This is a genomic window from Pseudomonas sp. UBA6699, assembly GCF_002454615.1.
GTDB lineage: Bacteria > Pseudomonadota > Gammaproteobacteria > Pseudomonadales > Pseudomonadaceae > Aquipseudomonas > Aquipseudomonas juntendi.
Window position 1 is genome coordinate 1 of the sequence record NZ_DKJF01000025.1, and the last position, 26,253, is coordinate 26,253.

Consider the following 26,253-nt stretch of genomic DNA (forward strand, 5'->3'; position numbering starts at 1 on the left):
ACAAACAAGGCGGCCGCGCGCGCCTGTCACAGGCGTTACTGGCCCGAAACAAACGTAGGAGCGAGCGCAGCTCGCGATTGCGCCGCGCGGGCGGCGCTCGATCTCACAGGCGCTGAAGATGCTCCGGCTACCCTTGCCAGGAACCATAGAATCTCCCACAGGTGGGAGCTGGCTCGCCGGCGATAGGGCCGGTCTTGCAATCAATGCAGCTCGAAGGTATCGGCATCCAGGTTGGCTGGGAACTTGGTGCGGTACGCCGCCAGTTCCGCCGCACTCAGCACCACGGTAAACACCCCGTCCGCCTCGCCGGCACTCAGCAGGCTCTCACCCTGGAAGTCCAGCACCTGGCTGTCACCTGAATAGGCAAAGCCCTTGCCGTCCGTACCCACCCGGTTCACCGCGGCCACATAGCACAGGTTCTCGATGCCCCGCGCCGGCAACAGGCGGTTCCAGTGCTGGCGGCGAGCGGCCGGCCAGTTGGCGGTGTACAGCAGCAGGTCGGTGTCCTGGGCGTCGCGGCTCCATACCGGGAAGCGCAGGTCGTAGCAGATCAGCGGGCGAATCCGCCAGCCCTTGAGCTCGAACTGCACCTGGCGCTCGCCCGGGGTGTAATGCTTGTGCTCGCCCGCCATGCGGAACAGATGGCGCTTGTCGTAGTGCAGAATCTCGCCATCCGGGCGCGCCCACAGCAGCCGGTTGCGGTGGCTGCCATCGGCCGCCTGCACGATCACGCTTCCGGTAATCACCGCGTTGTACTTTTTCGCCTGCGCCTTGAGCCATTTGTAGGTGGGGCCATTCTCAGGCTCGCACAGGCTTTCCGATTGCATGGAAAACCCCGTGGTAAACATCTCTGGCAGGATCACCAGGTCCACTTCACCGGCCTGCTCAAGCAGTACCTCGAAGTGCGCGTAATTGGCCTCGCGGTCATGCCAGGCAAGGGTAGTCTGCACCAGGGCGATTTTCAGGTTCGGCAATGTGCTCAGATCGCGCATAGTTTCTCCGCTGCCTGGCGCAGCGTCTCCTCTCGTTTGGCAAAGCACAGGCGCACCAGGCGTTGCTCGGGGATGGGTTGCTGGTAGAACACCGACACCGGAATGGTCGCCACGCCGTGCTCACGGGTCAGCCACAGCGCCATGTCGACATCATTCAGGTCCGGGCGTATCTGCGAATAATCAACCAGCTGGAAATAAGTGCCCGCCGTGCGGGTAAAGCGCAATCGCGAACCCTCCAGCAAGCCACAGAACAGGTCGCGCTTGGCCTGGTAAAAGGCCGGTAACTCATCGATGTGCTCCGGGTGCTCGGCCATGAAGTCGGCCAACGCGCACTGCAGCGGGGTGACGCCGCAAAAGTTGACGTACTGGTGCACCTTTCGCAGTTCGGCGCTCAGCGCCGGCGGGGCGATCATGTAACCGGTCTTCCAGCCGGTGACGTGGTAGGTCTTGCCGAACGAACTGACCACGAAGGCGCGCGGGTACAGCTGCGCATGGGCCAGCACGCTGGCGTGGCGTACCCCATCGTAGACCAGGTGCTCGTAGACCTCGTCGCTGACCAGGTAGATATCCCGGTCGGCGATCAGCTGCGCCAGCTGGTCGAGGTCTTCGCGGGTGATCAGGGCGCCGCTGGGGTTGTGGGGTGAATTGAGGATGACCATGCGCGTGCGCGGGCTCAGGGCATCGCTGAACTTCTGCCAGTCGATACGGAAGTCGCCATCGCTCAATTGCACATGCACGCAACGGCCACCGGCCAGTTCCACCGAAGGCTCGTAGCTGTCGTAGCACGGATCGAAGACGATCACCTCGTCACCGGCATGCACCACCGCCTGGATGGCGCAGAAGATGGCCTCGGTGGCGCCCGGGGTGATGGTCACTTCCTGGTCGGCATCCACCTTCGCCCCGTACAAGCGCTCCACCTTGGCCGCCACTTGCTGGCGCAGCGCCGGCAGGCCGGTCATCGGCAAGTACTGGTTATGCCCGGCGGCCACATGCCGGCCTACTGCATCGAGCAGTGCCTGTGGGCCATTGAAATCGGGAAACCCCTGCGACAGGTTCAACGCGCCAGTTTGCACGGCGAGCTGGGACATGGTGGTGAAGATGGTCGTGCCGACATTCGGCAGTTTGCTGCGGATCATGAAGCCCTCTTTCCTGGGGTGTATCCGGCACGGGGTGGAATCCGAGCATAGCGGATCGAGCGGTCAGGAAAAAGGTTGAAACCATGAGGGGATGCGCTGGATCAAAAGGCGAGCTGTGTAGAGCAGGCCTATTCGCCGATTTCACCTTCGAATACGGTTAGTGAGGCGCCGAAGCCAGTTCGTCTTCTTATTACTCCCATTACTCCCATTACTCCCATTACTCCCATTAGCCTCCTGATCAAGGTTAAGGTTACTACGCGTCAATCTAGCTTGTTGGACAATATCATTGATATTCGCCTCATTTTCTGCCCACAACTTGACCTTAGAATTGAACTCTCGATTAACTGCCTTCAAGTGCCACTCATAACCATCTACGAATTTATCCAGCATCTCCCTAACCATATCAACGCTATCATTGTAATCCCGTTTTCTCAGCTTTTTCGACAACCATTTTATTTTATCGCCCGATTCTGCATAAGCAAGCTGCATCCCTTCTAGGGCACGCCTCTTAGTATCCCGTGCATCCTCCAGTAACGTCTGCTTGCCAAGCATTCTCACGGTAGCAGCCCACGACGCTATTATTCCAGACTTTCCGTCGAGGAACTGACTTGCCGCTCTCAACCTGGCCGCACGCGTCTCAGGACGATGCCCGCTAGGATCTGCATTATTGATCGGGTCATTCCTGCAGTAGCTATAAGCATTGAGAACGTGAAAGGGTGAAATACTATCTGGTGAAACGAACCGCATCGTGCCAGGATTATAGGCACGATAACCATTACCTAATAAGTATAGCGCTACCCCCGGAAGGCAATACTCTCCATTGAAACCCAACTGAGTCACCTCAGACAAGGTTTCAGACCTCAGACCGTAAGGTGCGTACCGGAACTCCGATAACCTATGTTGACTCACAGCCCCGCCCACCGTGCCGCCGAGTTCGCAAGCGAGCAATGATGCTGGAAAAACGTCACCAGACCGATCGGACAAGATCACTTCTTTAGTGCGTACATAGCGCGAGGCACGCTCACTCGCTATAACATTGACTAGCGTATTATCTTGATAGAAGAATTTCGCTGCCATCTTGACGATCTCCAGCATTAACGGGATGGTTTGCGAGCTAAGATCCCACGCCAAACCGTAAAGGGAAACTGGTAGAAATGACAGGTCTTTCATACTGCAAAGAGGGATGACGCACACGCTCATACACATGCAGCACAGACAACGGATGTGCGTAGCGGATTTTTTGGGGAGGGGAAGTTTGAAACGGTAAAGGTATTGCGCTGGACCAAAATGCGTCTTCGCGGGTCAACCTGCTCCACACAGATAGCACTCCTTGAAGCCAGCGCTGTACCTATGGGAGCGGGCGAGCCCGCGAAGCAGTCGACGCGCATTCAGCGCTTGTCGCGGCGCTTCTTCTCGGCCTTCTTGTGGTGCGACATCAGCCGGCGCTTCTTGTTGACCTGGCGGTCTGTGAGGGTGTTCTTCTTGCCCTCGTACGGGTTCTCACCGCCCTTGTATTCGATGCGGATCGGCGTGCCGACCAGCTTCAGCACACGGCGGTAGGTGTTTTCCAGGTAGCGCGAGTACGACTTGGGAATCTTCTCGGTCTGGTTGCCGTGGATCACGATCAGCGGCGGGTTGGCCCCGCCGAGGTGGGCATAGCGCAGCTTGATGCGACGACCGTTGACCAGCGGCGGCTGGTGCTCGCTCACCGCATCTTCGAGGATTTGCGTCAGGCGGCTGGTCGGCCAGCGGGTGACCGCCGACTTGAAGGCAGCCTGCACCGACTTGTACAGGTTGCCCACGCCCGTGCCATGCAAGGCGGAAATGAAGTGGATGTCGGCGAAGTCGACGAAGAACAGCCGGCGCTCCAGCTCGGTCTTGACGTAGTCACGCTCGCCCGGCTGCATGCCGTCCCACTTGTTCAGGGCAATGACGATCGCGCGCCCGGCGTCCAGGGCAAAGCCCAGCAGGTTCAAGTCGTGGTCGACCACACCTTCGCGGGCGTCCATGACGAAGATCACCACGTTGGCGTCCTTGATCGCCTGCAGCGTCTTCACCACCGAGAACTTTTCGACTTCCTCGTGGATCTTGCCACGCTTGCGCACGCCAGCAGTGTCGATGAACGTGTACTTCTCGCCATCGCGCTCGAACGGAATATAGATACTGTCGCGGGTGGTGCCCGGCTGGTCGTACACCACCACACGCTCTTCACCGAGCATGCGGTTGACCAGGGTCGACTTGCCGACGTTCGGGCGGCCGATGATGGCGATCTTGATGCCATCCTTTTCGCTCGGGCCGGGAATGCGCACCGCCTCTTCGCCTTCGGCGACGTCGGCGTCCAGGGCTTCCTCGACCTGGTCGCGCGGCAGGTGGCCGAGCACGGCTTCCATCAGCGCGTTGATACCGCGGCCCTGGGAACCGGCTACCGGAATGGCGTTGCCCATGCCCAGCGGCGAGAACTCGGCGCGGGCCACGTCGGCGTCGATGTTGTCGATTTTGTTGGCGACCAGAATCGCCTCTTTGTTGCGCTTGCGCAGGTGCTCGGCAATCATCTGGTCGGCGGCGGTCATGCCGGCGCGCGCATCGACCAGGAACAGGACGTAGTCGGCCTCCTCAATGGCCATGAGCGACTGCTCGGCCATTTTCTCGTCCATGCCCACTTCGTCACCGGTGATACCGCCGGTGTCGATCAGGATGAAGGAACGACCCTGCCAGCTGGCATCACCATACTGGCGGTCACGGGTCAGGCCCGACAGGTCGCCGACGATGGCATCGCGGGTCTTGGTCAGGCGGTTGAACATGGTGGATTTGCCGACGTTCGGGCGGCCCACCAGGGCAATTACGGGAACCATCGGCTCTCCACTCTCGAATTCTTGAAAATGCAAAGGCCGCTGCAAGGCAGCGGCCGGAGTACGGGCGGCGCTTCCTGCGCCGCGGCTTGAAGCCCGCCAAGGCTTCAAGCATAGCTTCAGCGGATGGTCAGTGCCTCGAGCTTGCCGCTGTTGCCGAAGACATAGATGGTGTCACCGACCACAAGTGGGCGGGCGCGCAGGCCATCGCTGTCGATACGCTCACGGCCCACGAAGCGACCATCGACCTGGCTCAGCAGGTGCAGGTAACCTTCGAAGTCGCCCACGGCCACGTAGCTGGAATACACTTCCGGCGCAGAGAGCTGGCGACGGGCCATGCTGTCGTTGGACCACAGGGCGCTGGAAGTGCGCTCGTCGACACTTTCGACAGTGCCTGAAGCTTCGCTGACGTAAACGTTACCGAAGCCCTGGGCGACACCCACGTAGCTGGAGGCATCACGCTGCCACAGCACACGGCCGCTTTCCAGGTCCAGGCCCGCTACGCGGCCCTGGTAAGTGCTGACATACAGGGTTTGACCAGACAGCAGCAGGCCGCCATCGATGTCGACCACGCGCTCCAGCTCGGAACGGCCCTGGGGAATCGCCACGCGGCTTTCCCACACCGGCACGCCGTTGTTGATGTCCACCGCCACGACCTTGCCGGTCGACAGGCCGGCAATGGCCAGGCGGTTGGTGACGATCGGCGCACCGGTGCCACGCAGGGTCAGTACTGCCGGGGTGTTTTCGTAGATCCAGCGGCGGTCGCCGGTAGCGGCGTCCAGGCCGATCAGGCGGTCGTCCTGGGTCTGCACCACGACCACGTCACCGTTGTTGGCAGGCGGGGCCAGCACTTCGCTGGTCACGCGGGAGCGCCAGCGTTCTTCACCGGTGCTGGAATCCAGGGCAATGACTTCACCCTTGAGGGTGCCGAGCATGACCAGGCCGTAACCCACGCCCACTGCGCCGGAAACCGGCAGCTCCAGGTCCTTGTTCCAGACCACGTCGCCGGTGATGCGATCGAGGGCATAGACGTCACCGTGAACGTCGGAGGCGTAGATGCGGTCGTTCTCGATGGCCGGTACCAGGGTGTTGTAGGTTTCACCCTGGCCGTCACCGATCGAACGGCTCCACTGCTTCTTCAGCACCACTTCCTCGGTGAACTTGGTCAGCTCGGCCGGGGGCAGTTCCTTCTTGCTGTTGCTGCTGCAACCTGCGGCCAGTACGGCCAGGGTCAGCACTGCTGCATGTTTCCAACCGATCACTTACGCGTCCCCTTTAGCCAGGTCATCCAGCTTCAATTGCAGGCCACCGACTGCGGCGTCATCGGACAACGCAGCCTTGGCTTTCTCGTAAGCGCTGTGCGCGTCGCTGGCGCGACCCAGTTGCACCAGCAGGTCACCCTTCAACTCTTCACGGCTGGCCAGGAACGCCTTGTCGGCATCACCATCAAGCAGCTTCAGGGCATCTTCGGCCTTGTTCTGGGCAGCCAGCACGCGAGCCAGGCGCTGGCGCGAGATTTCGCCCAGGGTGGCATCGGCAGGCTTGTCCAGCACACCTTTGAGCTCGGCGGCGGCGTCGTCGAGCTTGCCGCTCTCGACCGCGACCTTGGCCACGAACAGGCTACCGTACTGGGCATAGGCCGTGCCGCCAAACTCGCTCTTGAGCTTGCCGGCCAGTTCCGCGACCTTGGTGGCGTCGGGCTGACCGCTTGGCGTCAGGCTGGTTTCGAGCAGGGCCTGGTACAACTGCGAGGCCCCTTGCGACTGGTTGTTCTGGTACTTGTGCCAGGTATTCCAGCCCAGCACCACCACACCTGCCAGCAATGCGCCGGTCAGCAGCGGCTTGCCATTGCGGTTCCACCAGTCCTTGACCCCTGCCAGGTCATCATCATCAGTACTCGACACCCCAATACTCCTTTTCGCCTATTCGTTGTTGAACCGCGTTACGCCTGCGCGATCGCGGTTTCCAGGTGCTCGGCAAGAGCATCCCAGGCAATGTTCTTTTGCTCGCCCTGGCCACGCAGTGGCTTCAAGCCGATGACTTGCTTGGCCAGTTCGTCCTCACCGAGGATCAGGGCGAACAGCGCACCGCTTTTATCGGCTTTCTTGAACTGGCTCTTGAAACTGCCGCCGCCGGCGTTGACGGCCAGGCGCAAGCCCGGCAAACGGTCGCGCAAACCTTCGGAAAGGCGCAGCCCGGCCAGCTCGGCCTGCTCGCCAAAGGCACACAGGTAGACGTCGACAGTACGGCTGATGGACTCCGGCACCTTGCCCAGGGTTTCCAGCAGCAGGATCAGACGCTCGATACCCATGGCGAAACCAACGCCGGTGGTCGGTTTGCCGCCCATCTGCTCGACCAGGCCGTCGTAGCGGCCACCGGCACACACGGTGCCCTGGGCGCCAAGCTTGTCGGTCACCCACTCGAACACGGTCTTGCTGTAGTAGTCCAGGCCACGCACCAGCTTGGTGTTGATCACGAACGGAATGCCGGTGGCCTCCAGGCGAGCCTTGAGGCCCTCGAAGTGCACGCGCGACGGTTCGTCCAGATAGTCTTCCAGCTTTGGCGCCCCAACCAGCACCGCCTGGGTGTTCTGGTCCTTGCTGTCGAGGATGCGCAGCGGGTTGCTTTTCAGGCGGCGCTGGCTGTCTTCATCCAGTTGCTCCAGGCGTGCGGACAGGAACTCGACCAGCGCATCACGGTAGCGGGCGCGGGCCTCGCTGGTGCCGAGGCTGTTGAGTTCGAGCTTGACCGCGTCCTGAATGCCCAGCAGGCCCCACAGGCGCCAGGTCAGCATGATCAGCTCGGCGTCGATGTCCGGGCCGTCGAGGTTGAACACTTCCACGCCAATCTGGTGGAACTGGCGGTAACGGCCCTTCTGCGGGCGTTCGTGGCGGAACATCTGGCCGATGTACCACAGTTTCTGCACCTGGCCGTTACCGGTGATGCCGTGCTCGAGCACGGCACGCACGCAGGCGGCGGTGCCTTCAGGGCGCAAGGTCAGCGAGTCGCCGTTGCGGTCCTCGAAGGTGTACATCTCTTTTTCGACGATATCGGTCACTTCGCCGATCGAGCGCTTGAACAGCTCAGTGAACTCGACGATCGGCGTGCGGATCTGGCTGTACCCGTAGGTGTCCAGCAGGCCGGCGACAGTGCCTTCGAAGTAGCGCCACAGCGGCGACTGTTCTGGCAGGATGTCGTTCATGCCACGGATGGCTTGCAGCGATTTGCTCACGAAAAGTCCTTACGAATTCTGTGTGTCAGCCACGGACGATCAGCGCCGCGTCGGCTTCGGCCTTTTCGGCCGCTTTCTGGCGGATGAGTTTTTCCAGCTCATCGACCAGGTTGTCGTTGGTGAGTTTCTGCGCCGGCTTGCCGTCGATGTAGATCAGGTTCGGCGTGCCGCCAGTCAGGCCGACATGGGCTTCCTTGGCTTCACCCGGGCCGTTGACCACGCAACCGATCACTGCCACGTCCAGCGGTACCAGCAGGTCTTCCAGGCGCCCTTCCAGCTCGTTCATGGTCTTGACCACATCGAAGTTCTGCCGCGAGCAGCTCGGGCAGGCGATGAAGTTGATGCCGCGCGAGCGCAGGTGCAGCGACTTGAGGATGTCGTAGCCGACCTTCACTTCTTCGACCGGGTCGGCGGCCAGCGAGATGCGAATGGTATCGCCAATGCCTTCGGCCAGCAGCATACCGAGGCCGACGGCGGATTTCACCGTGCCTGAACGCAGGCCACCGGCTTCGGTGATGCCCAGGTGCAGCGGCTGCACGATCTGCCTGGCCAACAGGCGGTAGGCCTCCACGGCCATGAACACGTCGGAGGCCTTGACGCTGACCTTGAAGTCCTGGAAGTCCAGGCGGTCGAGGTGCTCGACATGGCGCAGGGCCGACTCGACCAGCGCGGCCGGGGTAGGCTCGCCGTACTTCTTCTGCAGGTCTTTTTCCACCGAACCGGCGTTGACACCGATGCGGATCGGGATGCCGCGGTCGCGGGCGGCGTCCACCACTGCGCGCACACGGTCTTCGCGGCCGATGTTGCCTGGGTTGATACGCAGGCAATCGACGCCCAGCTCGGCAACCCGCAGGGCGATCTTGTAGTCGAAGTGGATATCGGCTACCAGCGGCACGCTCACCTGTTGCTTGATCTTGCCGAAGGCTTCGGCAGCGTCCATGTCTGGCACCGATACCCGCACGATGTCCACGCCGGCATCGACCAGGCGCTGGATTTGCGCCACGGTGGCGGCCACATCGTTGGTGTCGGTGTTGGTCATGCTCTGCACCGCGATGGGGGCATCACCACCCACCGGCACATTGCCGACCCAGATTTTGCGGGATTCGCGACGTTTGATCGGAGATTCGCCGTGCATGACTTACTGTCCCAACTTCAGGCGAGCAGTCTCGCCACTGGTGAACGGGGCAACATCGACGGCCTGGCCGTTGTAGCTGACCTGGGCGCCCCGGGCGAAGCCCAGGCGTACCGCGAACGGCGGCTTGCCGGTCAGTTCGAGGTTGTCCCCTTTGCGCTTGATGGCGCTGAACAGCACCTTGCCGTTGCCGTCGGAAACCTGGGTCCAGCAATCGGCGGTGAACTGAATGGCGACCTTGCCGCTACCGGCCGGCACTGGCGCAGGCTCACTGGCTGCGGCCGGCGCGGCCGTAACGGGAGCTACAGGCGCCGCTGTGGCCGCCGGGGTGCTGGCGGCTGCCTGCACGGGCGCCTGCTGGGCAGTTGCCGCCCCAGCGGCTGGCTCTGTGGCTGTACCGGCCGCCGGCTGCTCGCCAGCTGCAGCGGGTTGTTCGCCCGTGCCTTGCGCCAACGGCAGCGGTGCGGTCTCAGCCTGCTGGCCGGCGGTAACGGCCTGGTCTTCAGGCTCATCGAGCGGGTGGATCTGGGTGGTGCCGTCGGCGCTTTCGACTTCGACATGCTCCAGGGCCATCTTGGCCAGGTCCTTGCCGCGCAGGCTGCCCTGGTCCTGCCACCAGACGAAACCGCCACCGACCACGGCGAGCAGCAACAGCAGGCTGACGCCGCGCAGGATGTTGTGCGACAGGCGCGTCGGCTCTTCGATGCGGCCCAGCGAATGCACGTCGCTGCCCTTGGCATGGGTACCGGTGTAGCGGTCGAAGGCATCGACCAGCGCAGCCTGGTCCAGGTCCAGCAGCTTGGCGTAGGCACGTATGTAGCCACGGGCAAACGTATGCCCGGGCAGCTTGTCGAAGGCACCGGTTTCCACGTGGTTCAGCGAACTGACAGTGAGGTTTAGCTTGCGGGCCACCTCGGCTTGCGACCAGTCCCGTTTCTCACGGGCCAGGCGCAAAAGCTCACCGGGGTTCTGGCCAGGCGCTACTGCTACTTCGGGATGCGCGGCGTTCATCGTTGCTCCGACAGGTATTGCTGATATTCCGGCGTACCGGGATAAAGTCGTTGTAATTGCTGGCCCGTTTCGGCCAGTGCGCCCTGCTCGTCGAACACCCTGGCAAGGCGGCTGCCCAGCAGCAGGCTACGGGCATCGTGCGCGCTCAGCTCGCTGAAACGATCGTAGTAGTCCCGGGCCGGCACATAATGCCTGTTTTCGTAGGACAACTCAGCCATTTCCAGCAACGCCCTGGGTTGCCGCTGGTTGAGCTGCAATGCTTTCACCAGATATGCCTGTGCCTGGTCGCGGCGTTCGAGCCTCAAGGCAGTCAGGCCAAGGTTCTCGTATACGCGCGAGCGCTCAGGATACAGGGTATCGGCACTGGCCAGGCGAAACATCTGCTCGGCCTCGGCAAATCGCCCCTGAGCATAAAGGAAACTGCCGTAGTTGTTGCGAATTCGAGTATTGCCGCCGCTGCTTTGCAGGGCCTTGCGAAAGTGTGTTTCGGCCAGTGCCGGCTCACCTTCGGCCTGGAACACCAGCGCCAGGGCCGCGTGCGCATCGGCATCGCTGCTGTCCAGGGCCAGGGCCTTGCCCAGTGGCGCCTTGGCCTGTTCGGTCAAACCCTGTTGCAAATAACCCAGCCCAAGCTGCACGTAGGCACGCCCCGCTTCGGCCCTGCCCTGGCGGCTGCCCAGCGGGTCGCTCGCGCCGCCCGACACGCAGCCGGCCAGCAGCGAAAGCGCAAGGATCGACAGCGCGGCGCGCAGGCTCATGGGCAAGGTCCCGGTCAGTGGCTGGCGGCGCTGTCTTGCAGCTCGACATCCGCAGACAGTTGGCGCACAGCAATATAGCGCTCACTGCGGCGCGTGCGGTCGTTGACCTGCCCCACCAACTGACCGCAGGCAGCGTCGATGTCGTCGCCACGGGTAGTACGGGTGGTGACGTTGAAACCACCGTGGTGCAGCAGGTCCTGGAAACGACGAATGGCATTGTTGCTAGGCCGCTCATAGCCCGAATGCGGGAACGGGTTGAACGGGATCAGGTTGATCTTGCACGGCACGTCGCGCAGCAGCTCGATCATTTGCGCGGCATGCTCTGGCTGGTCGTTGACGTCCTTGAGCAGGGTGTACTCGATGGTCAGCACGCGCTTGCCGCCCAGGGTGGCCATGTAGCCCATGCACGATTCCAGCAGCATTTTCAGCGGGTACTTCTTGTTGATCGGCACCAGCTTGTTGCGCAGTTCGTCGTTAGGGGCGTGCAGCGACAGTGCCAGCGACACGTCGATGTGCTTGGCCAGTTCGTCGATCATTGGCACCACGCCCGAGGTGGACAAGGTGACGCGACGCTTGGAAATGCCGTAGCCCAGGTCATCCATCATGATTTTCATGGCGGCGATGACGTTGTCGAAGTTCAGCAGAGGCTCGCCCATGCCCATCATCACCACGTTGGTAATGGCGCGGTCGATTTTGGCAGGGACGGTCCCGAAGGATTTGTTGGCAAGCCACACCTGGCCGATCACTTCGGCGGCGGTGAGGTTGCTGTTGAAGCCTTGCTTGCCGGTGGAGCAGAAGCTGCAGTCCAGGGCACAGCCGGCTTGCGACGATACGCACAGGGTGCCGCGGTCGTCGGTAGGAATGTAGACGGTTTCGACGCAGCTGCCGGAGGCAACGCGGATCACCCACTTGCGGGTGCCGTCGGCGGAAATGTCTTCACTGACCACTTCCGGGGGGCGAATCTCGGCAACGGCCTCGAGCTTCTCGCGCAAGGCCTTGCCAACATTGGTCATGGCCGCAAAATCGGACACGCCAAAATGGTGAATCCATTTCATCACCTGGCCGGCGCGGAAGCGCTTCTCCCCGATAGAGTCGAAGAATTGTTCCATTTCCGGCTGGGTCAGGCCCAACAGGTTGATTTTGCCAGTAGATGTCGTCATGGATTCACCCTCACCCGTAAGCTTTCGCTTAGCGAGTGGTTACCTCGGTAGCAGCGAAGAAGTAAGCGATTTCGCGAGCAGCAGCAGCTTCGGAGTCCGAACCGTGAACGGCGTTGGCGTCGATGGACTCGGCGAAGTCGGCGCGGATGGTGCCAGGAGCAGCTTCTTTAGGGTTGGTAGCGCCCATCAGCTCACGGTTCTTGGCGATGGCGTTTTCACCTTCCAGGACCTGAACAACTACCGGACCGGAAGTCATGAAGGCAACCAGGTCACCGAAGAAGCCGCGCTCGCTGTGCTCAGCGTAGAAGCCTTCGGCTTCGGCTTTGGACAGTTGCTTGATTTTCGAGGCAACGATTTTCAGGCCGGCTTCTTCGAAACGGGTGGTGATCTTGCCGATGACGTTTTTGGCAACGGCGTCAGGCTTGATGATCGAGAAAGTACGTTGAACAGCCATGGAAAACTCCAGAATATGAGTGTTACGAAAAATTAAACCCGCGAATTATACGCGGGTTCGAGGGGATTGCCTAACCTGCACGCAACGCTTAGTCGGCTTCGTCAATCCAGGCGGCCTGGATTGCCTCAAGCACTTTCTCACCGCCGCGTGACGGATCGTCGCTGAACTCTGGCAATGCCAGCACCCAGCGGTGCAGGTCGACGAAATTCACATATTTAGGATCGACTTCCGGCTTGCTTTCTGCAAGCTGGATGGCGATTTCAAGTACATCAACCCATTTCAGACTCATGTACAGGCCCTCAGTGCGGTGCTTCGGCAGCGTGGTTCAGCGAATACTTGGGGATCTCGATGGTCAGGTCCTGGTCGGCGACCACCACCTGGCAACCCAGGCGCGACTGCGCCTCCAGGCCCCAGGCCTTGTCCAGCATGTCCTCTTCCAGCTCATCGGCTTCTTCGAGCGAATCGAAACCTTTGCGAACAATACAGTGGCAGGTGGTGCAAGCCTTTACCCCGCCACAGGCGCTTTCCATCTCGATGTGATGGTCGTGGGCCAGCTCCAGGATGTTGGTCCCGGCTGGCACATCCACGGTCAGGCCTTCAGGGCAGAACTTCTCATGCGGCAGGAAGGTTACCAGCGGCATCGATTACTCCTCGATCTCATTCAGGTTGCGCCCGGCCAGTGCGGCTTTGACCGTCGAATCAAGGCGACGGGCGGCAAATGCGTCGGTCACCTGCGACAGACGCTTGGTCTGTTGCTCGATGGCTGCGCCATCGGTGCCCGCCAGCAAATCACGTAGTTCTTGCATCTGGAATTCGATGGCGTCGCGCTCGTCACTGCTGAGCAAGCGTTCGCCATCGGCGTCCAGGGCGCCCTGTACCGCTTCGAGCAGGCGCTCGGCGTCCACCTGGTGCTCGCGCAACTGGCGGGCATCCTTGTCGGAGCCGGCGTGTTCGAACGAGTCCTTCAGCATGCGGGCGATTTCGCCGTCGGTCAGGCCGTAGGACGGCTTGACCTGGATGCTGGCTTCCACGCCCGAACCCAGCTCGCGCGCGGCAACGCTGAGCAGGCCGTCGGCATCCACCTGGAAGGTGACGCGGATTTTTGCCGAGCCGGCGACCATGGCCGGAATGCCACGCAGCTCGAAACGCGCCAGCGAGCGGCAGTCGCTGATCAGCTCACGCTCGCCTTGCAGCACGTGGATCATCATGGCCGTCTGGCCGTCTTTGTAAGTAGTGAACTCCTGGGCACGCGCCACCGGAATGGTGGTGTTGCGCGGGATCACCTTCTCCATCAGCCCGCCCATGGTTTCGAGGCCAAGCGACAGCGGAATGACATCGAGCAGCAGCAGTTCGCCACCTTCGCGGCGGTTGCCGGCCAGGGTATTGGCCTGAATCGCGGCGCCGATGGCCACCACCTGGTCCGGGTCGATCGAGGTCAGCGGCGTACGGCCAAACAGCGCACCCACCGCATCGCGCACACGCGGCACGCGGGTCGAGCCACCGACCATGACCACGGCGCTGACTTCGTCCATTTCAACGCCGCTGTCGCGCACCGCGCGGCGGCAAGCCTTGAGGCTGCGGGCGATCATCGGCTCGATCATGGCGTCGAAGGCAACACGGCTCAGCTCACCTTGCCAGGCACCATGGCTGACAGTGACCACGTCGGCGTCAGTCAGGGCCTCTTTGGCAGCGCAGGCAGTCTGCAGCAGTGCGCGCTGGGTGGCCGGGTCCAGGTCGGAGGAAAGACCGGCCTGCTCGATGATCCAGCCGGCGATGGCATGGTCGAAATCGTCGCCGCCCAGGGCGGTATCGCCGCCGGTGGCCAGCACTTCGAACACACCGGCAGTCAGGCGCAGGATGGAAATGTCAAAGGTACCGCCGCCCAGATCATAGATGGCCACCACGCCTTCGGCGTTCTGGTCCAGGCCGTAGGCAACGGCAGCGGCGGTCGGCTCATTGAGCAGGCGCAGCACGTTCAGGCCTGCCAGGCGTGCAGCGTCTTTGGTCGCCTGGCGCTGAGCGTCGTCGAAATAGGCTGGCACGGTGATCACCGCGCCTACCAGCTCGCCACCCAGGGTCGCTTCGGCCCGCTCACGCAGCACCTTGAGGATGTCGGCGGACACTTCCACCGGGCTTTTCGGGCCCTGCACGGTATCGATGAACGGCATGTGCGACTCACCGCCAACAAAGCGGTAAGGCAGTTGCTCGCCCAACTGCTTGACGTCGGCAACGCCGCGCCCCATCAGGCGCTTGACCGACAGCACGGTGTTCAGCGGGTCGCTGGAAGCGGCCTCACGCGCGGCCTGCCCCACCTCGATACGCCCGTCGAGGTAGCGTACCGCGGACGGCAGAATGACGTTACCCTGCGCATCGGGCAGGGGCTCGCTGCGGCCGCTGCGCAATGCGGCGACCATGGAGTTGGTGGTACCCAGGTCAATGCCCACCGCCAGGCGACGCTGGTGCGGTTGAGGGGTTTGACCGGGTTCGGCAATCTGCAGTAGGGCCATGCTTATCTGAGTACCTTAGGTGCCATCACGGGCGACACCGGGTTAATCGTCGAGGCGCTCTTCCAGTTGGCGCACTTCTTGGGCGAGCTTGTCGAGGAACTGCATGCGGCGCATCAGGCGCTCAGCCTTGTCGCGCTCGCCGGGAACGTCCCAGCAGGCAGCGAAATCCTCGTTCAGCGAGTCCTGGGCGGCCTTCAAGCGCTTCTTGAATGCCGCTACGCCGTCCAGGTCGGCTTCGTCCTGCAGCTCTTCCAGCTCTTCGCGCCACTGCATCTGCTGCAACAAAAAGTCCGGGTCGTGGACCGTGACTTCCTGGGGCACTTCGTGACCGCTGATGGCCAGCAGATAGCGGGCACGACGCGGCGCACTGCGCAGCGTCTGGTAGGCGTCGTTGAGGGCTGCGGACTTTTCCAGCGCGACCCGCTGCTCCCGCTCGGAGGCGTCGGCAAAACGGTCGGGATGGACTTCGCGGGCCAGCTCGCGGTAGCGAGTGGCCAGCTTGTCGAGATCCAGGCGGAAGCTTGGCTGGAGGTCAAACAATGCGTAGTGACAAGGAGTACCCACAGCCGGCCTCAAACGTTGAAGCTTTCGCCGCAGCCACACTCACCGCGCACGTTGGGGTTGTTGAACTTGAAGCCTTCGTTCAACCCTTCCTTGACGAAGTCCAGCTCGGTACCGTCGAGGTACACCAGGCTCTTGGGATCGATGATCACCTTGACGCCGTGGTTTTCGAACACCTGGTCTTCGTCGGCCAGTTCGTCAACGAACTCCAGCACGTAGGCCAGGCCCGAGCAACCGGTGGTGCGCACGCCCAGGCGAATGCCCTCACCTTTGCCGCGCCCATCGAGGGAGCGGCGAATGTGGTTGGCGGCGGCTTCTGTCATGCTGATAGCCATCAGGACTCCTTACCTCGCAACAGGCGGCTTAAATCAAGCCTTTCTTCTGCTTGTAATCGCGCACAGCTGCCTTGATGGCATCTTCGGCGAGTACCGAGCAGTGGATCTTGACCGGCGGCAACGCCAGTTCTTCTGCCAGCTGGGTGTTCTTGATGGTTTCGGCTTCGTCCAGGGTCTTGCCCTTCATCCACTCGGTAGCGAGGGAGCTGGAAGCGATGGCCGAACCGCAACCGTAGGTCTTGAACTTGGCGTCTTCGATCACGCCCTGCTCGTTGACCTTGATTTGCAGACGCATCACGTCGCCACACGCAGGGGCGCCGACCATGCCGGTACCGACATCCGGGTCTTCGGCATTCATCTTGCCGACGTTGCGTGGGTTTTCGTAGTGGTCGATGACCTTTTCACTGTATGCCATGGTGCAATTCCTTCCTCATCAGGGAGCCGCTCTTGCCGGCGACTGCTTAGTGGGCGGCCCACTCGATCTTGGAGATGTCAACGCCGTCTTTGTACATATCCCACAGCGGCGACAGTTCACGCAGTTTGTTGACGGCCTCGCAGACTTTCTGCGCGGCGTAGTCGACTTCTTCTTCGGTGGTGAAGCGGCCGAAGGAGAAGCGGATCGAGCTGTGCGCCAGCTCGTCGTTGCGGCCCAGAGCGCGCAGTACGTACGACGGCTCGAGCGACGCGGAGGTGCACGCCGAACCGGACGATACGGCGATGTCCTTCAGTGACATCAGCAGCGATTCGCCTTCGACGTAGTTGAAGCTCAGGTTCAGGTTGTGCGGTACGCGGGCAGTCTGGCTACCGTTGACGTACAGCTCTTCAAGGCTGGAGACCTGCTTGAAGAAGCGGTCGCTCAGGGCCTTGATGCGTACGTTTTCGGCGGCCATTTCCTGCTTGGCGATGGCGAATGCTTCGCCCATGCCGACGATCTGGTGGGTCGGCAGGGTGCCCGAACGCATGCCGCGCTCATGACCACCACCGTGGATGATGGCTTCCAGACGCACACGCGGCTTGCGGCTGACGTACAGCGCGCCGATGCCTTTCGGGCCGTAGGCTTTGTGCGCCGAGAACGACATCAGGTCGACCTTCAGCTTCTGCACGTCGATTTCCACCTTGCCGGCCGACTGGGCGGCATCGACATGGAACAGCACGCCACGCGCACGGGTCAGCTCACCGATGGCGGCGATGTCGTTGATCGAGCCGACTTCGTTGTTCACGTGCATCAGCGACACCAGGATAGTGTCGTCACGCAGCACGGCCTCGACCATGGCCGGGGTGACGATACCGTCTTCGCCTGGCTCCAGGTAGGTGACTTCGAAACCTTCACGCTCCAGCTGGCGAGCGGTATCCAGTACCGCCTTGTGCTCGATCTTGGAGGTGATGATGTGCTTGCCCTTGGTCTGATAGAAGTGCGCCACGCCTTTGAGGGCGAGGTTGTCGGACTCGGTGGCACCGCTGGTCCAGACGATCTCGCGCGGGTCGGCGTTGATCAGCTCGGCAACCTGGCGACGGCCGTTCTCGACCGCTTCTTCGGCCTTCCAGCCGAACACGTGGGAGCGCGAAGCCGGGTTACCGAAGTTTCCGTCAACCAGCAGGCATTCGGCCATTTTCTGGGCGACGCGTGGGTCAACCGGCGTGGTCGCGGAGTAATCGAGGTAGATCGGCAACTTCATTTGTCTCTCCTATCAGGCGGTGGCGTCGCTCGTCGTGGCTAAGGGTCAATCGACGGCAGACGTCTCAATCTTGTCCAGCTGGGCGGTTCGGCCTGCGACACGACGCAAGTCCTGGCGCTGGGCGACTTCCTGCACCTCACGGCGCATGACAAGGTCGGCCAGGCTGATGCCGCTGAGGAATTCATGGATCTGCTGGCTGAGGTCGCACCACAGGTGGTGGGTCAGGCAGGTATCACCGGCATGGCAGTCCCCGAGGCCCTGGCAACGGGTGGCATCGACCGATTCGTTGACCGCGTCGATGACCTGTGCCACCTGGATGGTTTCCATACCGCGCGACAGCTGATAGCCGCCACCTGGGCCGCGCACACTGGAAACCAGGCTGCTACGGCGCAGCTTGGCGAACAGCTGCTCCAGATAAGAGAGGGAAATGCCCTGGCGCTCGGAAATATCGGCCAAAGACACCGGCCCATGCTGCGCGTGCAACGCCAGGTCGAGCATGGCAGTCACGGCGTATCGGCCTTTGGTAGTCAGTCGCATGGCTATTGGGTACCACGGGAGTTTCGGGATGTGTGCAAGTATGCGATTCCCGAGCATTTAAGTCAACTATTAGACCTACTGCTTTAGTCGGGTTTGCATCTGGGAGGCGGCGCGATTGTAGCAGACGAGGGGCGTGAGCACACGCCCCGTATGTCTACCTCGGTGCGCCGCGGCGCAATCAATGCGGCTGAGTGTCGCGCCTGACGGCCTGGGCCGCTTCGGTGAAGTCATCTTCAGGCAGGGCCGGCAGCTCTTTGGCGCAGTAGTCACTGCCCATTTTCGTCAACGCGCCGCACATACCCTCCAGCCGCTCGTCGACGGCCTGCAGGTGGTCGAGCATCTGGCCAATGGCGCGCGCCACCGGGTCAGGCATGTCGCCACTCACACCGTAGGCGTCGAAGCCGATCTTCTCGGCCATCGCCTTGCGCTTGGCCTCCACTTCGCTGTCTTCGCGCTTGACGATGATGCGCCCGGGGATACCCACTGCCGTGGCACCGGCCGGGACCGCCTTGGTCACCACCGCATTGGAGCCGATCTTGGCCCCCGCACCCACGGTGAACGGGCCCAGCACCTTGGCCCCCGCCCCTACCACCACGCCGTTTTCCAGGGTGGGGTGGCGCTTGCCCTTGTTCCAGCTGGTGCCGCCCAGCGTAACGCCCTGGTACAGGGTGACGTCATCGCCGATTTCGGCGGTTTCGCCGATGACGATGCCCATGCCGTGGTCGATGAAGAAACGCCGGCCGATGGTGGCACCCGGGTGAATCTCGATACCGGTGAGCCAGCGGCCGAAGTTCGAGACCAGGCGCGCCAGCCACTTGAAGTCGCGCCGCCACAAGGCATTACCCATTCGATGCAGCCAGATGGCATGCATGCCCGGGTAGCAGGTGAGCACCTCGAAGGCATTGCGCGCAGCCGGGTCACGGTGGAATACGCTTTGAATATCTTCACGCAGGCGTTCAAACATCTTTCAGTCCTTCCGTTTATGCGGCTCGCCCCGGACCACTTTCTGGGTCTCGGTGAGGATGCCGCGCAAAATGCTCATCTCCGAACGCTCGACCGCCACCCGCCCGTACAGCCGGCGCAAGCGCGGCATCAGGTGCTTGGGCTTTGCAGGGTCGAGGAAGCCGATGCCCACCAGGGTTTTCTCCAGGTGGTCGTAGAACAGCTCCATTTCGTCCATGGTCGCCAGCTCGCTGGCATCCACCTTCTCGACCTGGGCCGGTGCCACACCGGCGGCCAACCAGGCCATGCGCACCTCATAGGCGAGCACTTGCACGGCGGCAGCCAGGTTCAGCGAGCTAAAGTCGGGGTTGGAGGGAATGTGCACGTGGAAGTGACATCGCTGCAGTTCTTCGTTGGTCAGGCCGGCGTGTTCGCGCCCGAACACCAGGGCGATTTCTTCGCCACCATTGGCATGCACCACCGCCTTTTCGCCACATTCACGCGGGCCGATCAACGGCCAGGGAATGCTGCGCTCGCGGGCGCTGGTGCCCATCACCAGGTTGCAGCCGACCAGGGCCTGTTCGAGGCTGTCGACCACCTGGGCATTGCCCAGCACGTCGTCGGCACCAGAGGCGCGGGCACTGGCATCCACGGCGGGGAACTCTTTCGGCTGCACCAGCACCAGACGCGACAAGCCCATGTTTTTCATGGCACGCGCAGCGCCGCCGATGTTGCCGGGGTGGCTGGTATTGACCAGAACAACACGAATATTTTGCAGCAAGGTGTTGTGCTCACAGATGCAGGAATCAGGGGCTTGGATCTTACAGAACCGACAGACGTAACGCCACGAAAGCAAATGTGCCCCTTCTGCCGCCACAGTTTTCTGCTAGAATGATCGGCTTTCTTCTTTAACATCTCCAGGTGACCCGCCCATGCAGCCTATGCTGAATATCGCCCTGCGCGCCGCTCGCAGCGCCAGTGAACTGATTTTCCGCTCCATCGAACGCCTGGATAGCATCAAGGTCGATGAGAAAGAGGCCAAGGACTACGTTTCCGAAGTCGATCGCGCCGCCGAGCAGACCATCGTCAACGCCCTGCGCAAGGCCTACCCGAACCACTCCATCCAGGGTGAAGAAACCGGCCTGCACGCCGGCACCGGTGAAGAGGGCAAGGATTACCTGTGGATCATCGACCCGCTGGACGGCACCACCAATTTCCTGCGTGGCATCCCGCACTTCGCTGTCAGCATTGCCTGCAAATACCGTGGCCGCCTTGAGCACGCCGTGATCGTCGACCCGGTTCGCCAGGAAGAATTCACCGCCAGCCGTGGCCGTGGCGCCCAACTCAATGGCCGCCGCCTGCGTGTCAGCTCGCGCACCAGCCTGGAAGGCGCCCTGCTGGGTACCGGCTTCCCGTTCCGCGACAGCCAGATGGCCGACCTCGACAACTACCTGGGCATGTTCCGCGCCTTGACCGGCCAGACTGCCGGCATCCGCCGCGCCGGCGCTGCCAGCCTGGACCTGGCCTACGTTGCTGCCGGCCGCTTCGACGCCTTCTGGGAATCGGGGCTGTCCGAGTGGGACATGGCCGCCGGCGTGCTGCTGATCCAGGAAGCCGGTGGCCTGGTGAGCGACTTCAACGGTGGCCACGACTTCCTCGACAAAGGCCACATCGTTGCGGGCAACATCAAGTGCTTCAAGGCCGTGCTGACCGCTATCCAGCCACACCTGCCAGAAAGCCTGAAGCGCTAAGCGCGGATTGCTGGCAAACAAAAAGCACCCCTCGGGGTGCTTTTTTGTGCCTGCCGAAGCCGTCCACAATCCGCATTTTGTGGGAGCGGCCTTGTGTCGCGAAAGGGCTGCAAAGCAGCCCCGACACTCTCTGATGGGTCACAGACCCTGGGGCCGCTCCGCGCCCCTTTCGCGACGCAAGGCCGCCCCACATAAAAGAGCGGACCACATTCAGACTTACTGCCCGGCCTCGCTCAGGATCAGCTTGCCATTCTTGTCCACCGGAATGGTCGACCCTGGCTCGCGGTCCATCTTCACCTGCCCTACCTGATCACCCAGGGTGTACTTCACGTTGTACCCCACCACCTTTTCACTGATGTCATTGACCGTATTGCAGCGGGTTTGCGTGGTGGTGTAGGTGTCACGCTGCTGCATGCCTTCCTGCACCTTGTTGCCGGCATAACCACCACCGACCGCACCGGCAACGGTGGCGATCTTCTTGCCTGTGCCGCCACCGATCTGGTTGCCGAGCAAGCCGCCCGCCAGGGCGCCTACCACGGTACCGGCGATCTGGTGCTGGTCCTTGACCGGCGCCTGGCGCGTTACGGCAACGTCCTTGCACACTTCACGCGGGGTTTTCACCTGTTGCTTGATCGGCTGCACGTCGGTGACCTGGGCATATTCAGGCCCCTTGTTGACCAAGCTGTAGGTCGCGACAGCACCTCCGGCAGTCACACCGACAGCACCCAGTACCGCACCCACCAGCATTGATTTATTCACGTCAACCTCCTGATCGTAACAGCGGGTCGCAACCCGCGCTTCTCCCAGCCTTGGAGCAAAAAAAAAGGCGCGAGTTCAATACTCGCGCCTTTTGCACCGCCAGGCGGTGTTGGGCTAGCCGCTACGGACGATCGTCCACGCCTTCTGCCTTGGTCGGCGGGATCAGGTCTTCACTGTTCAGGTTCAGCCAGATCAATACCACGTTGGCGATATAGATCGACGAGTAGGTACCTGCCATCACCCCGATGAACAAGGCCAGCGAGAAGCCGAACAGGTTGTCACCGCCAAAGAACAACAGCGCCGCGATGGCCAGCAAGGTCGAAACCGAGGTGGCGATGGTACGCAGCAAGGTCTGGGTGGTGGACACGTTGATGTTCTCGATCAACGAAGCCTTGCGCATGACGCGGAAGTTTTCCCGCACCCGGTCGAACACGACGATGGTGTCGTTCAGCGAGTAGCCAATGATCGCCAGCACTGCCGCCAACACCGTCAGGTCGAAGGTGATCTGGAAGAACGACAGGATACCCAGTGTGACCACCACGTCGTGAATCAGCGAGATGATCGCCCCCACCGCGAACTTCCACTGGAAGCGGAAGGCCAGGTAGATGAGGATGCCGCCCAGCGCCAGCAGCATGCCCATGCCACCCTGGTCGCGCAGCTCTTCACCCACCTGCGGGCCAACGAACTCGACGCGCTTGAGCGTGGCCGGGTTGTCGCCGCCCGCCTTCTGCAGTGCGGCAGCTACCTTGTTGCCCAGTTGCGGGTCATCACCCGGCATACGCACCAACAGGTCGGTGGTAGCACCAAAGCTTTGCACCACGGCCTCGTGGAAACCGGAGTCGACCAGCTCGGCGCGTACCGCCTTGAGGTCTGCCGGGCGCTCGTAGGTCAGCTCGATCAGCGTACCACCGGTGAAGTCCAGGCCGAAGTTCAGGCCTTTCTGCCACCAGCTGAACAGCGCCAGCACGGTGAGGAGCACGGTAATGGCGAACGCGACATTGCGCACGCCCATGAAGTTGATGGTTTTCATCGCAGCTCCCTCAAACCCACAGCTTCTTGATGTCACGCCCGCCACAGGTCAGGTTGACCATTGCGCGGGTCACCATGACGGCGGTGAACATCGAGGTGAAAATCCCGAGGGACATGGTGACCGCAAAGCCCTTGACCGGGCCGGTACCCATGGCGAACAGGATGCCGCCGACCAGCAGGCTGGTCAGGTTGGCGTCGATGATCGCGGTATAGGCGCGGTTGAAACCTTCGTGGATGGCGCGCTGCACCGACATGCCGGCCTTCAGCTCTTCGCGTATGCGCGAGAAGATCAGCACGTTGGCGTCTACCGCCATACCCATGGTCAACACGATACCGGCAATGCCCGGCAGGGTCAGGGTGGCCCCCAGCAGCGACATCAGTGCCAGCAGCAGCACCATGTTGCCCGCCAGGGCGATGGTGGCGATCACGCCAAAACCACGGTAGATGGCGATGATGAACAGCGAGACGAACAGCATGCCCCACAGCGATGCATCGATACCTTTGGTGATGTTGTCGGCACCCAGGCTTGGGCCAATGGTACGTTCTTCTGCGAAGTACATCGGTGCAGCCAGACCACCGGCACGCAGCAACAGCGCCAGCTCGGACGATTCGCCCTGGCCGTTCAGGCCGGTGATGCGGAACTGGCTACCCAGCGGCGACTGGATGGTGGCCAGGCTGATGATTTTCTTTTCTTCGACGAAGCTTTGCACGGCCACGTCTTTCTCGACGCCGTCGACGGTTTGCTTGACGTAGCGGGTAACCGGCTTCTGCTCAATGAAGATCACCGCCATGCTGCGGCCAACGTTGCTGCGGGTAGCGCGGCTCATCAGCTCGCCACCGTGGCCATCCAGGCGAATGTTCACCTGTGGGCGGCCGTGTTCATCGAAGCTTGCCTGGGCGTCGGTAACCTGGTCACCGGTAATGATCAGCCCGCGCTCGACCGCAGCGGACCGGCCGCCTTCGCGGAACTCGAACACCTCGGTAGTGGCCTTGGACGCACCCGGTTCGGCACCGAAACGGAACTCGAGGTTGGCGGTTTTACCCAGGATACGTTTGGCTTCGGCAGTGTCCTGCACACCCGGCAACTCGACCACGATGCGGTTGGCGCCCTGACGCTGTACCAGCGGCTCGGCCACGCCCAGCTCGTTGACGCGGTTGCGCACGGTGGTGAGGTTCTGCTTGATCGAGTATTCGCGGATTTCGGCGACCTTCGCCTGGGTCAGCGCCAGGCGCAGCACCGCAAGGTCGTTGCGCTCGGTGGTGGTCAGGTCGAAATCATTGAAATTCTTGCGGATCAGGGCTCGCGCCTGTTCGCGGGTTGCATCGTCAGCAAAGCCCAGCATGATGCCACCATCCTGCTGAGGCAGGCTGCGGTAGCGCACACGCTCTTTACGCAGCAAGGTCTTGACCTCGCCTTCGTAGACTTTCATGCGGGCGCTCATGGCCTTGTCCATGTCCACTTCCAGCAGGAAGTGCACACCACCGGACAGGTCCAGGCCCAGCTTCATCGGGCTTGCACCCAGGTTGCGCAGCCATTGCGGAGTCGTCTGGGCCAGGTTCAGGGCCACGACGTAATCATCGCCCAGCGCCTTGCGCACCACATCCTTGGCCGGCAGCTGGTCTTCCTGGTTGGTCAGGCGGATCAGCCCGCTGCCCTTCTCGCCCAGGCTGGTGCCCTTGACTGGGATCTTGGCATCGACCAACGCCTTGCTGACGCGGTCGAGGTCGGCCTGGTTCACCTGCAGCGCCGAGCTGGCACCACTGATCTGCACCGCCGGGTCGTCCGGGTAAAGGTTGGGTGCGGAATAAATGAAACCGACCACCAGTACCAGCACGATCAGTGCATATTTCCACAGAGGGTATTTGTTCAGCATCACGCCGCCCGTTCAAGACGCGGGGCGCGTTGCGCGCCCCGACTGGAAAATAAAACCGGTAACTCAGATAGCCTTGAGCGTACCTTTTGGCAGGGTCGCAGCAATGGCACCCTTCTGGAACTTCAGTTCGACAGTGTCGGACACTTCCAATACCACGAAGTCATCGGAAACCTTGACGATCTTGCCGGCGATACCGCCGTTGGTGACAACTTCGTCACCTTTTTGCAAGTTGATCAGCAGGTTCTTCTGCTCTTTGGCACGCTTGGCCTGTGGGCGCCAGATCATGAGGTAGAAGATGACCAGGAAACCGACCAGGAAAATCCACTCGAAGCCGGTACCGGCTGGGCCGGCGGCAGGTGCTGCAGCGTCCGCGTATGCGGCGGGGATCAAGAAGCTCATTGGGCACTCCTAATGTAATTTTCTAATAATGGATGCAGACAGTCAGTCCAAGGGCGGAACCGGAAGCCCGCGCTTGGCGTAGAAGGCGTCGACAAAGGCGGCCAATTTACCCTGATGAATGGCCTCGCGTAAACCGGCCATCAAGCGCTGGTAATGGCGCAAGTTGTGGATGGTATTCAGCATGCTGCTCAGCATTTCGCCGCACTTGTCCAAATGGTGCAGATAGGCGCGCGAGAAGTTGGTGCAGGTGTAGCAGTCACAGGTCGGATCCAGCGGCGATTCATCGTGGCGATGGAACGCATTGCGGATCTTGATCACCCCTGTATCGACAAACAGATGCCCGTTGCGCGCGTTGCGCGTTGGCATCACGCAGTCGAACATGTCGACGCCGCGGCGCACACCCTCAACGAGATCTTCCGGTTTGCCTACCCCCATAAGGTAACGAGGTTTGTCAGCCGGCATCTGGTCAGGCAGGTAATCCAGCACCTTGATCATTTCGTGCTTGGGCTCGCCAACCGACAGGCCACCAATGGCCAGGCCATCGAAGCCGATGTTTTCCAGGCCCTCGAGCGAGCGCATGCGCAGGTCCTGGTACATGCCACCCTGGACAATGCCGAACAGCGCGGCGGTGTTGTCGGCGTGGGCGTTCTTCGAGCGCTGGGCCCAGCGCAGCGACAGCTCCATGGAGGTGCGCGCGACATCGTGCTCGGCCGGGTACGGGGTGCACTCGTCGAAGATCATCACCACGTCCGAGCCCAGGTCACGCTGGACCTGCATCGACTCTTCCGGGCCCATGAACACCTTGGAACCATCGACCGGCGAAGCGAAGGTCACACCCTCTTCCTTGATCTTGCGCATGGCGCCCAGGCTGAACACCTGGAAACCACCGGAGTCGGTGAGGATCGGGCCCTTCCACTGCATGAAATCGTGCAGGCCGTTGTGCTTCTTGATCACCTCGGTGCCCGGGCGCAGCCACAGGTGGAAGGTATTGCCGAGGATCATCTCGGCGCCAATGGCCTCGATATCGCGTGGCAGCATGCCCTTGACCGTGCCATAGGTGCCCACCGGCATGAACGCCGGGGTTTCCACGGTGCCACGAGGGAAAGTGATGCGACCGCGACGGGCCTTGCCGTCGGTGGCCAGCAGTTCGAAGGACATT

General features: G+C 61.8%; 28 protein-coding genes. 1 reads left to right on the forward strand and 27 read right to left on the reverse strand.

Translation table 11 applies throughout. From position 1 onward, the window contains the following. Nucleotides 1-200: 200 nt before the first annotated feature. From B3361_RS05745 to trmJ, 22 genes are all read right to left on the reverse strand, one after another. Nucleotides 201-992 carry an amidohydrolase gene (locus B3361_RS05745; RefSeq protein ID WP_029885485.1) on the reverse strand — a complete coding sequence of 264 codons (792 nt, stop codon included), beginning with the start codon at nucleotides 990-992 and terminating at the stop codon, nucleotides 201-203. Then, on the reverse strand, nucleotides 980-2,128 hold the full coding sequence (locus B3361_RS05750) for a pyridoxal phosphate-dependent aminotransferase (RefSeq protein WP_054906168.1): 1,149 nt from the start codon (nucleotides 2,126-2,128) through the stop codon (nucleotides 980-982). The genes B3361_RS05745 and B3361_RS05750 overlap by 13 nt, the downstream gene beginning before the upstream one ends. A 141-nt stretch (nucleotides 2,129-2,269) precedes the next feature. Further along, entirely contained in the window at nucleotides 2,270-3,205 is a 936-nt protein-coding gene (locus B3361_RS05755) for an RHS repeat-associated core domain-containing protein (protein ID WP_225624745.1), read from the reverse strand. A gap of 311 nt (nucleotides 3,206-3,516) precedes the next feature. Continuing rightward, nucleotides 3,517-4,980, reverse strand: a complete 1,464-nt coding sequence (gene der / locus B3361_RS05760; protein ID WP_029885482.1) for a ribosome biogenesis GTPase Der — start codon at nucleotides 4,978-4,980, stop codon at nucleotides 3,517-3,519. A gap of 116 nt (nucleotides 4,981-5,096) precedes the next feature. Then, a complete protein-coding gene (gene bamB, locus B3361_RS05765; RefSeq protein ID WP_009682029.1) occupies nucleotides 5,097-6,239 on the reverse strand; it encodes an outer membrane protein assembly factor BamB in 1,143 nt (380 codons plus the stop codon). Then, nucleotides 6,240-6,881 (reverse strand): tetratricopeptide repeat protein, encoded by a 642-nt coding sequence (locus tag B3361_RS05770; RefSeq protein WP_009682030.1) that lies wholly within the window; start codon nucleotides 6,879-6,881, stop codon nucleotides 6,240-6,242. It lies immediately after the preceding gene. A 38-nt stretch (nucleotides 6,882-6,919) separates the two neighbouring features. Next, nucleotides 6,920-8,209 (reverse strand): histidine--tRNA ligase, encoded by a 1,290-nt coding sequence (hisS, locus tag B3361_RS05775; protein WP_054906165.1) that lies wholly within the window; start codon nucleotides 8,207-8,209, stop codon nucleotides 6,920-6,922. A 25-nt stretch (nucleotides 8,210-8,234) separates the two neighbouring features. After that, a complete protein-coding gene (ispG, locus tag B3361_RS05780) occupies nucleotides 8,235-9,344 on the reverse strand; it encodes a flavodoxin-dependent (E)-4-hydroxy-3-methylbut-2-enyl-diphosphate synthase (protein ID WP_286920133.1) in 1,110 nt (369 codons plus the stop codon). Between the two features lie 3 nt (nucleotides 9,345-9,347). After that, on the reverse strand, nucleotides 9,348-10,352 hold the full coding sequence (locus tag B3361_RS05785) for a RodZ domain-containing protein (RefSeq protein ID WP_009682033.1): 1,005 nt from the start codon (nucleotides 10,350-10,352) through the stop codon (nucleotides 9,348-9,350). Then, nucleotides 10,349-11,110, reverse strand: coding sequence for a type IV pilus biogenesis/stability protein PilW (gene pilW / locus B3361_RS05790; protein WP_029885479.1), 762 nt, complete (start codon nucleotides 11,108-11,110; stop codon nucleotides 10,349-10,351). Before pilW ends, B3361_RS05785 begins: the two co-directional genes overlap by 4 nt. Before the next feature lie 14 nt (nucleotides 11,111-11,124). Continuing rightward, nucleotides 11,125-12,270 carry a 23S rRNA (adenine(2503)-C(2))-methyltransferase RlmN gene (gene rlmN / locus B3361_RS05795; RefSeq protein WP_009682035.1) on the reverse strand — a complete coding sequence of 382 codons (1,146 nt, stop codon included), beginning with the start codon at nucleotides 12,268-12,270 and terminating at the stop codon, nucleotides 11,125-11,127. 28 nt (nucleotides 12,271-12,298) lie between these two features. Beyond that, on the reverse strand, nucleotides 12,299-12,724 hold the full coding sequence (gene ndk, locus B3361_RS05800) for a nucleoside-diphosphate kinase (protein WP_009682036.1): 426 nt from the start codon (nucleotides 12,722-12,724) through the stop codon (nucleotides 12,299-12,301). 88 nt (nucleotides 12,725-12,812) lie between these two features. After that, nucleotides 12,813-13,013, reverse strand: coding sequence for a Fe-S cluster assembly protein IscX (gene iscX, locus B3361_RS05805; RefSeq protein ID WP_009682037.1), 201 nt, complete (start codon nucleotides 13,011-13,013; stop codon nucleotides 12,813-12,815). Between the two features lie 10 nt (nucleotides 13,014-13,023). After that, nucleotides 13,024-13,365, reverse strand: a complete 342-nt coding sequence (fdx, locus tag B3361_RS05810) for an ISC system 2Fe-2S type ferredoxin (RefSeq protein ID WP_023533300.1) — start codon at nucleotides 13,363-13,365, stop codon at nucleotides 13,024-13,026. 3 nt (nucleotides 13,366-13,368) lie between these two features. After that, the gene (gene hscA / locus B3361_RS05815; RefSeq protein WP_054906086.1) at nucleotides 13,369-15,231 is read right to left on the reverse strand and encodes a Fe-S protein assembly chaperone HscA; all 1,863 of its coding nucleotides are present in this window, start codon (nucleotides 15,229-15,231) and stop codon (nucleotides 13,369-13,371) included. Between the two features lie 42 nt (nucleotides 15,232-15,273). Further along, entirely contained in the window at nucleotides 15,274-15,795 is a 522-nt protein-coding gene (gene hscB, locus B3361_RS05820) for a co-chaperone HscB (RefSeq protein ID WP_029885476.1), read from the reverse strand. An 8-nt stretch (nucleotides 15,796-15,803) separates the two neighbouring features. After that, nucleotides 15,804-16,127, reverse strand: a complete 324-nt coding sequence (iscA, locus tag B3361_RS05825; protein ID WP_003248536.1) for an iron-sulfur cluster assembly protein IscA — start codon at nucleotides 16,125-16,127, stop codon at nucleotides 15,804-15,806. Between the two features lie 28 nt (nucleotides 16,128-16,155). Next, nucleotides 16,156-16,542: a Fe-S cluster assembly scaffold IscU gene (iscU, locus tag B3361_RS05830; RefSeq protein ID WP_003248539.1), complete on the reverse strand. Its 387-nt coding sequence runs from the start codon at nucleotides 16,540-16,542 to the stop codon at nucleotides 16,156-16,158. Between the two features lie 46 nt (nucleotides 16,543-16,588). Next, the gene (locus B3361_RS05835; protein WP_009682042.1) at nucleotides 16,589-17,803 is read right to left on the reverse strand and encodes an IscS subfamily cysteine desulfurase; all 1,215 of its coding nucleotides are present in this window, start codon (nucleotides 17,801-17,803) and stop codon (nucleotides 16,589-16,591) included. A 45-nt stretch (nucleotides 17,804-17,848) separates the two neighbouring features. After that, nucleotides 17,849-18,340, reverse strand: a complete 492-nt coding sequence (iscR, locus tag B3361_RS05840; RefSeq protein ID WP_008092572.1) for a Fe-S cluster assembly transcriptional regulator IscR — start codon at nucleotides 18,338-18,340, stop codon at nucleotides 17,849-17,851. 178 nt (nucleotides 18,341-18,518) lie between these two features. Next, nucleotides 18,519-19,304: a serine O-acetyltransferase gene (cysE, locus tag B3361_RS05845; RefSeq protein ID WP_029885475.1), complete on the reverse strand. Its 786-nt coding sequence runs from the start codon at nucleotides 19,302-19,304 to the stop codon at nucleotides 18,519-18,521. Nucleotides 19,305-19,307: 3 nt separating this feature from the next. Beyond that, on the reverse strand, nucleotides 19,308-20,063 hold the full coding sequence (trmJ, locus tag B3361_RS05850) for a tRNA (cytosine(32)/uridine(32)-2'-O)-methyltransferase TrmJ (RefSeq protein WP_054881954.1): 756 nt from the start codon (nucleotides 20,061-20,063) through the stop codon (nucleotides 19,308-19,310). A gap of 151 nt (nucleotides 20,064-20,214) precedes the next feature. On the opposite strand from trmJ, the gene suhB reads away from it, so the two are divergent. Then, nucleotides 20,215-21,033: an inositol-phosphate phosphatase gene (suhB, locus tag B3361_RS05855; RefSeq protein WP_009682045.1), complete on the forward strand. Its 819-nt coding sequence runs from the start codon at nucleotides 20,215-20,217 to the stop codon at nucleotides 21,031-21,033. Nucleotides 21,034-21,249: 216 nt separating this feature from the next. Here suhB and B3361_RS05860 read toward each other — a convergent pair whose 3' ends face one another. From B3361_RS05860 to tgt, 5 genes are all read right to left on the reverse strand, one after another. Continuing rightward, a complete protein-coding gene (locus B3361_RS05860) occupies nucleotides 21,250-21,792 on the reverse strand; it encodes a glycine zipper 2TM domain-containing protein (RefSeq protein ID WP_033744396.1) in 543 nt (180 codons plus the stop codon). 121 nt (nucleotides 21,793-21,913) lie between these two features. Then, nucleotides 21,914-22,822, reverse strand: coding sequence for a protein translocase subunit SecF (secF, locus tag B3361_RS05865; RefSeq protein ID WP_009682047.1), 909 nt, complete (start codon nucleotides 22,820-22,822; stop codon nucleotides 21,914-21,916). Between the two features lie 10 nt (nucleotides 22,823-22,832). Next, nucleotides 22,833-24,695, reverse strand: coding sequence for a protein translocase subunit SecD (secD, locus tag B3361_RS05870; RefSeq protein WP_029885472.1), 1,863 nt, complete (start codon nucleotides 24,693-24,695; stop codon nucleotides 22,833-22,835). 63 nt (nucleotides 24,696-24,758) lie between these two features. Continuing rightward, complete coding sequence (gene yajC / locus B3361_RS05875; RefSeq protein WP_154211785.1) at nucleotides 24,759-25,094, reverse strand: preprotein translocase subunit YajC; 336 nt, start codon at nucleotides 25,092-25,094, stop codon at nucleotides 24,759-24,761. A 42-nt stretch (nucleotides 25,095-25,136) separates the two neighbouring features. Next, nucleotides 25,137-26,252, reverse strand: a complete 1,116-nt coding sequence (gene tgt / locus B3361_RS05880) for a tRNA guanosine(34) transglycosylase Tgt (protein ID WP_009682049.1) — start codon at nucleotides 26,250-26,252, stop codon at nucleotides 25,137-25,139. Between the last annotated feature and the right edge of the window lies 1 nt (nucleotide 26,253).